General features: G+C 71.2%; 10 protein-coding genes. 7 read left to right on the top strand and 3 right to left on the bottom strand.

Going from position 1 to position 9,195, the window contains the following annotated elements; all coding sequences use genetic code 11:
• Positions 1-113: 113 nt before the first annotated feature.
• Positions 114-1,148 (bottom strand): glycosyltransferase family 2 protein, encoded by a 1,035-nt coding sequence (locus ACZ462_RS30115; protein ID WP_467809460.1) that lies wholly within the window; start codon positions 1,146-1,148, stop codon positions 114-116.
• Positions 1,149-1,325: 177 nt separating this feature from the next.
• Between ACZ462_RS30115 and ACZ462_RS30110 the strand changes: the two genes are divergently transcribed.
• Entirely contained in the window at positions 1,326-2,813 is a 1,488-nt protein-coding gene (locus ACZ462_RS30110) for an LCP family protein (RefSeq protein WP_467809459.1), read from the top strand.
• Between the two features lie 15 nt (positions 2,814-2,828).
• Here ACZ462_RS30110 and ACZ462_RS30105 read toward each other — a convergent pair whose 3' ends face one another.
• Positions 2,829-3,380 carry an acyl-CoA thioesterase gene (locus tag ACZ462_RS30105; RefSeq protein ID WP_125544516.1) on the bottom strand — a complete coding sequence of 184 codons (552 nt, stop codon included), beginning with the start codon at positions 3,378-3,380 and terminating at the stop codon, positions 2,829-2,831.
• Between the two features lie 106 nt (positions 3,381-3,486).
• Here ACZ462_RS30105 and ACZ462_RS30100 point away from each other — a divergent pair, with 106 nt between their 5' ends.
• Entirely contained in the window at positions 3,487-4,809 is a 1,323-nt protein-coding gene (locus ACZ462_RS30100; protein ID WP_467809458.1) for an LCP family protein, read from the top strand.
• A gap of 68 nt (positions 4,810-4,877) precedes the next feature.
• Here the strand turns inward: ACZ462_RS30100 and manB are convergent, their stop codons facing one another.
• Positions 4,878-5,960, bottom strand: coding sequence for a mannose-1-phosphate guanylyltransferase (gene manB / locus ACZ462_RS30095; protein ID WP_467809469.1), 1,083 nt, complete (start codon positions 5,958-5,960; stop codon positions 4,878-4,880).
• Positions 5,961-6,259: 299 nt separating this feature from the next.
• On the opposite strand from manB, the gene ACZ462_RS30090 reads away from it, so the two are divergent.
• The 5 genes from ACZ462_RS30090 to ACZ462_RS30070 all read left to right on the top strand — a co-directional run bounded on the left by ACZ462_RS30090 (position 6,260) and on the right by ACZ462_RS30070 (position 9,144).
• Entirely contained in the window at positions 6,260-6,517 is a 258-nt protein-coding gene (locus ACZ462_RS30090; protein WP_467809468.1) for a hypothetical protein, read from the top strand.
• On the top strand, positions 6,492-7,022 hold the full coding sequence (locus ACZ462_RS30085) for a DUF6879 family protein (protein ID WP_467809456.1): 531 nt from the start codon (positions 6,492-6,494) through the stop codon (positions 7,020-7,022). The genes ACZ462_RS30090 and ACZ462_RS30085 overlap by 26 nt, the downstream gene beginning before the upstream one ends.
• A 26-nt stretch (positions 7,023-7,048) precedes the next feature.
• A complete protein-coding gene (locus ACZ462_RS30080) occupies positions 7,049-7,897 on the top strand; it encodes a helix-turn-helix domain-containing protein (protein ID WP_467809455.1) in 849 nt (282 codons plus the stop codon).
• A 474-nt stretch (positions 7,898-8,371) separates the two neighbouring features.
• A complete protein-coding gene (locus ACZ462_RS30075; RefSeq protein ID WP_467809453.1) occupies positions 8,372-8,596 on the top strand; it encodes a DUF397 domain-containing protein in 225 nt (74 codons plus the stop codon).
• Between the two features lie 80 nt (positions 8,597-8,676).
• A complete protein-coding gene (locus tag ACZ462_RS30070) occupies positions 8,677-9,144 on the top strand; it encodes a hypothetical protein (RefSeq protein WP_467809452.1) in 468 nt (155 codons plus the stop codon).
• Positions 9,145-9,195: the final 51 nt, after the last annotated feature.

Below are 9,195 nucleotides of genomic sequence, written 5' to 3'. Positions count from 1 at the left end.
AGAAGACCAAGCCAACCCACACATGGCCCCAAAGAAAAAAACAATGACGGCCCCCCCCCCCCCCCCCCCCCCCCCCCCCCCCCCCCCCCCGGGCCCCTTCCCCCTGCGATCGGTCAGGCGGCTCCGGCCGCCGACGGGTCCGCCTGCGGCGCCGGCCGCCGGCTCGCGATGACCTTGTCGGCCAGCGAGCGCGGGCTGCTCAGGTAGCCGAAGCCCCACGACATGTGCATGGTGGCGATCGCCACCGGGATCTGCACCCGCGCCTTCGGCGAGAGCCCCCGGCCCGCCGGGATGGAGCCGAGCGTGATTCCCGCGAGGTAGCCGGCGGGAACCGCGAAGGCCCAGGGGCTGATCACCGCACCGGCGACGATGCCGGCAGCGATCGCGCAGACCGCGGTCGGCGGGGCGAGGTAGCGCATGTTGATCGAACCGGCGTGGTACCGGGCCACTACGTGCCGCCAGCGGCCGTAGTCCTTGTACTGCCTGGCCAGCGCCCGCACCGAGGGCCGCGGCCGGTACTGCACCTTCAGCTCGGGCGAGAACCAGATCAGGCCGCCGGCCTCGCGGATGCGGTAGTTCAGCTCCCAGTCCTGGGCGCGGATGAACTCCTCGTTGTAGCCGCCCGCCCGCTCCAGCGCCTCGCGCCGGAACACGCCCAGGTAGACGGTCTCGGCCGGGCCGGCCTCGCCGCCCGTGTGGAAGGCGGCGTTGCCGACGCCGAGCCGGGAGGTCATCGCCGCAGCGACGGCCTCCTCCCAGGCGTTCTCGCCCTCGGCGTGCATGATGCCGCCGACGTTCTGCGCGCCGGTCTCCTCCAGGAGGCGGACGGCCGTCGCGATGTAGTCCGGCGAGAGCATGCCGTGGCCGTCGACGCGCACCACGATCGGGTGCCGCGACGCCTTGATGGCGGCGTTGAGGGCGGCCGGGGTACGGCCGGAGGGGTTCGGGACGGTGACGACGCGCGGGTCCTCGCGCACGAGCTCGGCGGCGATCTCGTCGGTGCGGTCCGTGGACGGCCCCAGCGCGATCACCACCTCCATCTCGCCGGCGTACTCCTGTCCGAGGATGTGGCGGACGGAGTTGCGCAGGTGGCGCTCCTCGTTGAGCACCGGCATGATCACCGAGACTGCGGGCTGCTGGGCGGGCATGTGGTCCTTCAAGGTCGGGTATCGGTGTCACGTTACCGCGTACGGGGGAAACGGGTGCGCGCCGCCTGATCGGTGGGGACCGGCACTGATCGTACGGGCCTACTGTTCTGACGATCTGACCGATGTGTGTGGATTCTCCCCTGACGGCCGCTGCAGATCCCGCGGAGGTGTTCCCCCGTGCCCCAGCCACACCGCCCACCCCGACCCGCCCGGCCCCGCGCACCGCAGCGCGCGCGGCGCGGCGGGGCACCGGCCCGGCGCGGGAACGGCCGGCCCCGGTGGGGCGTACGGCTGGCGGGCGGGCTCGCGGTGGCCGTCCTGGGCTCCGGGGCCGTCGGGCACGCGGTGATGACCGGCCTCGACACCGGCATCCAGCGGGTGGACCCGTTCAAGGACATGAAGAACCGGCCCGCCGCCGGGCACGGACTGAACTTCCTGCTCGTCGGCACCGACGGCCGCGACACCACCACCCCCGACGACAAGCGCCGCTACCGCCTCGGCGGCGCCCCCTGCCGCTGCACCGACACCGTCATGCTCGTCCACCTCTCGGCCGACCGGCAGCGCGCCAGCGTCGTCAGCCTCCCCCGCGACAGCTACGCCGAGCTGCCCGCCCACCGGGACGAGTCCAGCGGCCGCGCCCACGGCCCCCACCCGGTGAAGCTGAACGCCGCGTACGCCGAGGGCGGGCCGCAGCTGACCGTGCGCACCGTCGAGGAGATGACGCGCATCAAGATCGACCACTACCTGGAAGTCGACTTCACCAGCTTCATGAAGACCGTCGACGCGATGGGCGGCGTCGAGATCTGCACCGCCAAGCCCCTGCGCGACCGCAACACCGGCCTCGACCTGGCCCCCGGCAGCCACCGGCTGGGCGGCGGCGAGGCCCTGCAGTACGTCCGCTCCCGGCACGTCGACGGCGCCGCCGACCTCGGCCGGATGCAGCGCCAGCAGCGCTTCCTCGCCGCCCTCGTCGAACAGGCCACCTCCAGCGGGGTCCTGCTGAACCCCGTCAAGTTCAAGGAGGTCAGCTCCACCCTCCTGGGTTCCGTACGGGCCGACCCGGGCTTCGGCTCGGAGCAGATGCTGGCCCTCGGCCAGGCCATGCGGGACTTCACCCCGGCCTCCTCCGAGTTCGCGTCCGTGCCCGTCGGCGACCCGTCGTTCCCCGTCAAGGGCATCGGCTCCACCGTCAAATGGGACGCGGCGAAGGCGGCCGAGCTGTTCACCGCCCTCCGCGAGGACCGCCCCCTCGCCCCGCCCGCCCCGGCCCGGACCGGGCCCCGGCAGCCGGCCCCCATCCCCGTGGACGTGCCCCCGCAGCAGGTCCGCGTCCGCGTCGAGAACGGCACCCCCGCCGAGGGCCTCGGCGGCCGCGTGGACGCCGCCCTGCGCGCCACCGGCTTCGACACCACCGGGGCCCCCGGGAAGGCCGCCCGCCGCGACCACAAGCGCACGGTGATCGCCTACGACCCCCGCTGGGACCGCTCCGCCCGCACCGTCGCGACCGCCCTGCCCGGCAGCGAACTGCGCGCGGTGCCGGGGCAGGGCCGCACGGTGCGGGTGATCGCAGGAGCGGACTACCGCAAGGTCGTGCCCGTACGCCCGGAGGAGCCCCAGCGCGGCCCCTTCGGCACCGTCACCGGCGACCAGGTGGTCTGCACCTAGTGCGGTGGCCGGGGCTCAGTCCTCGTCGAAGCCCTGCGCCGCGCGCTCCTCGCGCAGCGCCATGATCGCCCGGCGGCGCGCCAGCCGGTGCGTGCGGCGGATCTGCGCCTCCTGGTAGCGGCGCTTGTCCTGGTCGGTCTCGGGGACGACCGGCGGCACCGTGCGCGGCTTGCCCTCGGCGTCGACCGCGGTGAACACCAGGTAGGCGCTGCCGACCTGTGTCGCCGGGGTCGACTCGTTCCACCGCTCCGCCAGCACCCGTACGCCGATCTCCATCGACGAGCGGCCCGTCCAGTTGCACTGGGCCTTGACATGCACCAGGTCGCCCACGCGGACCGGGGCCAGGAAGGCCATCTCGTCCATCGACGCGGTCACGGCCGCACCGCCCGAGTGGCGGCCGGCGACGGCGCCCGCCGCGTCGTCGACCAGCTTCATGATCACGCCGCCGTGGACGGTGCCCAGCAGGTTGGTGTCGTTGGCGGTCATGATGTGGCTGAGCGTGGTCCGCGATGCCGAGGTGGGCTTCCCCTGCAGGTCGCCCGCCGTCGCGCCCGGTATGTGTGTCATACCGACACCTTAAAGCCGTCGCGGATGCCACAGCTGTGCAACAGCACCGGTACGAAGCGGGACCCGGGCTGTCCCCCGGCTCCCGCGACCGGGCATCCTATGCCGCATGAACGAGTGGCCAGAAGGGCGCGGGGACCGCCGCGACGACGGATACGGGCACGGCAGCGCGCACGCGCAGCCGGAGGGCGCCCGGCGGATGCCCCACGTCCGGCGCGGGCAGCCGGGCCTGCCGCAGCAGCCCCAGCGGCCGCCGCAGCCGCCGGTGCCGCCGCAGCCCGGCCGCCGGCCCTCCCCGCAGGTACCGCCGCAGGCGGGCCCCGGCCACGAGGCCCGCGGCTACGACAGCGGCTACAACACCGGCCAGGTCTACGGCACGCCCCAGCGCGGCCCCCAAGGCCCGGGCGGTCCCGCGGGCGGCGGACCGGGCGGCCCCGGGCGCCCGTCGGCCGCGCCCGACTGGGGCCGGCGCATCAAGGTCGGCTCCATCGCCCTGGTCTCCGTCCTCCTCGTCACGGCCATCGGCACGTACGTGTGGGCCGACTCCAAGGTGCGCCGCGAGGTGGACCTCTCCAAGGTCATCGAGCGCCCCAAGGACGACGACTGCACCACCTACCTGATCGTCGGCTCCGACAGCCGCGAGGGGCTGACCGAGGAGGACAAGAAGAAGCTCCACACGGGCTCCGCCGACGGCAAGCGCACCGACTCCATGATGATCCTGGCGGCCTGCTCCGGCGGCACCACCATGATCTCGCTGCCGCGCGACTCCGACGTGGAGATCCCCTCCTTCGTCGGCTCCCAGTCCGGCAAGAAGTTCCCGGCGCAGGGCAGGCGCACGAAGCTGAACGCGGCGTACGCCGAGGACGGCCCGGAGCTCCTCGTCCGCACCGTCGAGCACAACACGGGCCTGCGCATCGACCACTACGCGGAGATCGGCTTCGCGGGCTTCGCGAACATCGTGGACGCGCTCGGCGGCGTGGACATGAACATCGAGAAGGCCTTCAAGGACGAGAAGTCCGGCGCCGACTTCAAGGCCGGCGAGCAGACCCTCAACGGCGAGCAGGCCCTCGCCTTCGTCCGCACCCGCTACGCGTTCGCCGAGTCGGACCTGGCCCGGACGAAGAACCAGCAGAAGTTCCTCGCGACGCTCGCCAACCAGGCGGCGACGCCCGGAACCCTCCTCAACCCGTTCAAGCTGTACCCGGTGCTCGGCGCCGGCCTGGACACGCTGATCGTGGACGAGGACATGTCGCTGTTCGACATGGGCGAGATGTTCTTCGCGATGAAGGGCGTCACGGGCGGCAGCGGCACCTCGATGAACATGCCGATCGCCGGCGAGCGGGGCGGCAACCTGCTGTGGGACAAGCCGAAGCTCCAGCAGATCGTCAAGCAGATCCAGAACGACGAGAAGGTCACCGTCACGGCGAACTGACGCCGCGACGGACGACGGCCCCGCTCCGATGCCCGGAGCAGGGGCCGTCGCCGTTCGCCCGTACGGGCTCAGCTGTCGGGGGAGAACCGCAGCGCCTTCGGCGGCAGCTCGGCCCGGCACCACACCCGGGCGCCGGCGCGCAGCTCGTTGTCCGCGCCGACGACCGCGCCGTCCCCGACGACGGCGGCGTCGACGACGGTGCGCGCGCCGACCGTCGCGCCGTCGCCGATGAGGCTGGCGGTGACCTGCGCGTCGGGCTCGATGACGGCGCCGTCGAGGACGATGGACCCGGTCACGACGGCCCCCGCCCCGACGCTCGCCCCGGCGCCGACGACCGTGCCGCCGGAGAGCTTGGCGTCCGGTGCGACACGGGCCCCGGGCAGCACCAGGGACTCGCCGCGCGGCCCCGGCACGGCCGGGGAGGCGACGACCCCGCGGACGAGGTCCGCGGAGGCCCGGACGAACGACTCGGGCTTGCCGAGGTCGAGCCAGTACGTGTTCTCGGTGACGCCGTGCAGGACCGCCCCGGCGGCGAGCAGCCCGGGGAACGTCTCGCGCTCGACGGAGACCGGCCGGTCGTCCGGGATGGAGTCGATGACGCTGCGCTTGAACACGTAGCAGCCGGCGTTGATCTGGTCGGTGATGATCTCCTCGGGGGTCTGCGGCTTCTCCGTGAACGCCAGCACCCGCCCCTCGGAGTCGGTGGGCACCAGCCCGAACGCCCGCGGGTCCTCGACCTGCACCAGGTGCAGCGTGACATCGGCCTCGGCCGCCCGGTGGGCGTCGACGAGGCCGGCGATGTCCAGGCCGGTGAGGATGTCGCCGTTGAAGACGAGCACGGAGGAGTCCGGTCCGCCGGTCAGCCGCCGGGCGGCGTTGCGGATGGCCCCGCCGGTCCCGAGGGGCTCCTCCTCGACGACGTACTCCAGGCTGACGCCGAAGTCGGAGCCGTCGCCGAAGTACGGCTCGAAGACCTCGGCGAGGTAGCAGGTCGCCATCACGATGTGGGTGACACCGGCCGCGGCGGCGCGGGCTATCTGATGGGCGAGGAACGGCACTCCGGCGGCGCGCACCATCGGCTTCGGAGTGTTGACCGTGACGGGGCGCAGCCGCGTCCCCTGCCCCCCGACCAGCAGGATCGCTTCCAAAATGTTTCTCTCCCCACCCCGGGTCGGGCCTGTGAAGGTCCAAAGTTAGCCCATGCGGGGCACGTGCCGGCCGGAGGCGGGCGAAACGCTGCCGCTCCGCCGCCTTCGACCCGGAATCATCCGCTACGGCAGGTTCCTCGCCCCAGGATTTTCCCATCACCACCTCTCTGTCTCTCTGCTGGTCAGACTGCTGTGGTGTCGGCCACTCGCCCTGGGAAGCTTCCGCGGCCCCTTGACGCCGCGGCAGTGCAGCCATGACGCTCGTGCAAGTTGGCGCAAGCCACTCGACACCGGAGGCATTCATGGCACTGCGGTTCATCGGGATCGATCCGGACACGGGGCAGCAGGGCTCGCCCACCGTGTGGGTGGACGAGGAGAAGGCGGAGCTGGTGCTTCAAGGCTGGAAGCCAGACGAGAAGCTGGAGACGGAGTGCGCCGCGTTCGAGGTTCCCGGCCATGCGCCGGGCATTCCGCCACACGAAGCAGTGATCCGGATTCCGGCCCGCATGGTGCCGATGCTGAGGAAGGCGTGCGATGTCGCAGAGGGAACCGGGCTTTGACGAGTTGCTGGCAGCGGCCCGGCACTCGGCGGTGCATCTGGAGATGCGCGACTCGTACGGGGTGGGTGACGAGGCCGAGGACTTCGAGAACTGGCGGCGCACCGGCCAACGCGACGTGGATCCTGCCTCGGCCTACTGGGCGCCTTGGGTTGATCTGATGCGCGGCACCGTGGCCCGGGGAGTCGTCGTCCGCCGGGCCCGTGTGGTGTCGGAACCGGTCACGGAGTACATCCGGTACGAGCACGCCGGCACCGTGGTGAACCTCCACGCAGGGGAACAGGTGCGCTGGCTTCCCCGCCGTCAGGCGTCCGACATCGCACTTCCTGGAAACGACTGCTGGGTGTTCGACGGGGAGATCGTGCTTTTCAACCACTTCACCGGGGAGGGGGGCTGGTCCGAGCCCGGTTGGGAGGTACGGTCCGAACCGGCCGTTGCCGCCCTGGCTTCCGCAGCCTTCGAGACAGTGTGGGAGCGCGGCATCCCGCACGAGAAGTACTCGGTCTGATCTGACGAATCGCGAAGAGCCAACTCATGTCTGCATCCCCTTCGTCCAGCGCCCAGGCGGCCCGTGAAGCCATCGCCACCCGTCTCGGCGGCCTGCGCAGAGAGGCGGAGCTGACCGGGCACGAGCTGGCTCTTCGCTGCGGCTGGAGTCCGGCCAAGTCCTCACGCATCGAACGGGCCAAGACACCCGCGTCCGACGCCGACATCCGCGCCTGGTGCAGAGCCTGTGGAGCCGAGGACCAGGCAGAGGACCTGATCGCGGCGAATCGGCAGGCCGATCGGATGTACGTGCACTGGCAGAAGCTCCACCGGCACGGCATGCGCCGGGCACAGGAGGAAGTCGTTCCCCTGTATGAGCAGACGCGCCACTTCCGCGTCTACTGCTCGAACGTGGTCCCGGGGATGCTGCAAACCGAGGCGTACGCCGCCGCCCTGCTCTCGACCATCGCCGCTTTCCAAGGAACCCCGGACGATTCGGAGACCGCCGCCGCCTCCCGGATCGAGCGCTCACGCGTTCTCCACGAGGGTGACCACCGGTTCGCTCTGCTCCTGGAAGAAACGGTGCTCCGCTACCGGATCGGCGACGAGACCACCATGGCCGGCCAGCTCGGGTACCTCCTGGCAGTCATGGCCTTGCCGAACGTAAGCCTTGGAGTCATCCCATTCACGGCTCGGCGCCGCGTCTGGCCACTCGAAGCCTTCTACCTGTTCGACAGCCGCCAGGCAAGCGTCGAGCTGCTCACGGCCGCCGTGAACGTGACTGCCCCCAGCGAGGTTGCCACCTACGCGAAGGCATTCTCAGAACTGTCCAAGATCGCGGTACACGGCGCCGACGCTCGCGCCCTGATCTCAGAGGCGATCACCTCCCTCGGCTAGTTTGCGTGCAAGCTCGTGCAAGAACGTAGCTGGGTGTACCGGCCACTCCCTACGGTCGTTCCATCGGCTTCGGAAGCGACCGGGAGGACGCCATGGCAGGCACCGTGCGGACGGCGGAACAGTTGCGAGAGCCCCTGGCGGTGGTTCACCGGCACGCGAACGAGCACCCGAGCACGGGCGTGGCCGCGTGATGGACATGCAGACCTGGCGGGACGGCTGGACAGGGGCCGCAGATGCCGCCGAGTCGGTACGAGCGGCTCTGGCCGCACTCGGCCTCCCCGAGTCCGCCTGGAGCGGCGTCCGGCCCACGGTCACGAAGACCGGCAGACCGTATGTGGAGCTGGGGACGCTCAGCGCGGACGTGGCGGGACAGATTGCCGAGGCTCTCTTCGAGGAGCGATGACTTCCGTCCGCTGAGGGGCGGGGGACGGCCGGCTCTGGGCGGCCGTCAGGCAGATCGGGAAGGACACAACGATGACCGACCTGTACGGGCTCCCCATCAAGGGTGCCGACTTCCACCAGGCGTGCGGCGGCAGCACGCACCCGGACGGCGAGGCATGCGTGACGCTCGCCAAGATCGGCCCGGACGCGTGGGCCATCGGTGACAGCAAGCGTCCGAGCGCTGAGCCGCTGCGGTTCACCACGGCGGAGCTGAACGCGGCGGGCATCGACCCCGCGCGGTTCGACCTCTCCGCCTGATCCCTGAGCACCACCTGACCGACGGCCCCGCCCACACGCCGACGGGTGGGGCCGTCGCCATTTCCCGAAACGGAGCGGCTGTGCACCACCACGGTTACGCATGGGTCGGAGAGAAGAAGGCGTTCGACAACGAGAGCATCCGGAGACCGCCGCCGGAGCACGCGCCGCCCATGGGAATCGACGAGGCATTGAGGGAGCGCTACCGCAATGCGGTGACCGATTTCCCGGCAACGGGCGTTCCTCCGATTCAGACAGCTCACTGGCTGGTGAAACCGGCCTCCATGATGCGGGGCACATGGGAGGAACCGAAGGAAGCTGGGGAATGGCTCGGCCTCCAGTTGGCGGAGTTGGCACCACGGTTCACATCGGAAGCGGATCGGGAGGTGACTCGGCTGGCCCTTCTGGTGAAGGCTGCCGTGGAAAGGCTGACCTGGGGTGGGGACGTGTCCCTGGGGCACTACCTGAACGGAACCGTCTTCCATTCGGTCGCCCTGGTGACCTGCTCCCCGAACCGTGCCAGCCCCGAACTGCCCTGCCCGCTGCCGTAGTCGAAACAACGAAAGAAGCCCCCGGCCGATTGGCCGGGGGCTTGATACTTC

It is taken from the genome of Streptomyces sp. NPDC031121 (genome assembly GCF_055570615.1).
The sequence above is the reverse complement of the archived record's forward strand: the minus strand, read 5'-3'. Positions and strand labels throughout refer to the sequence as shown.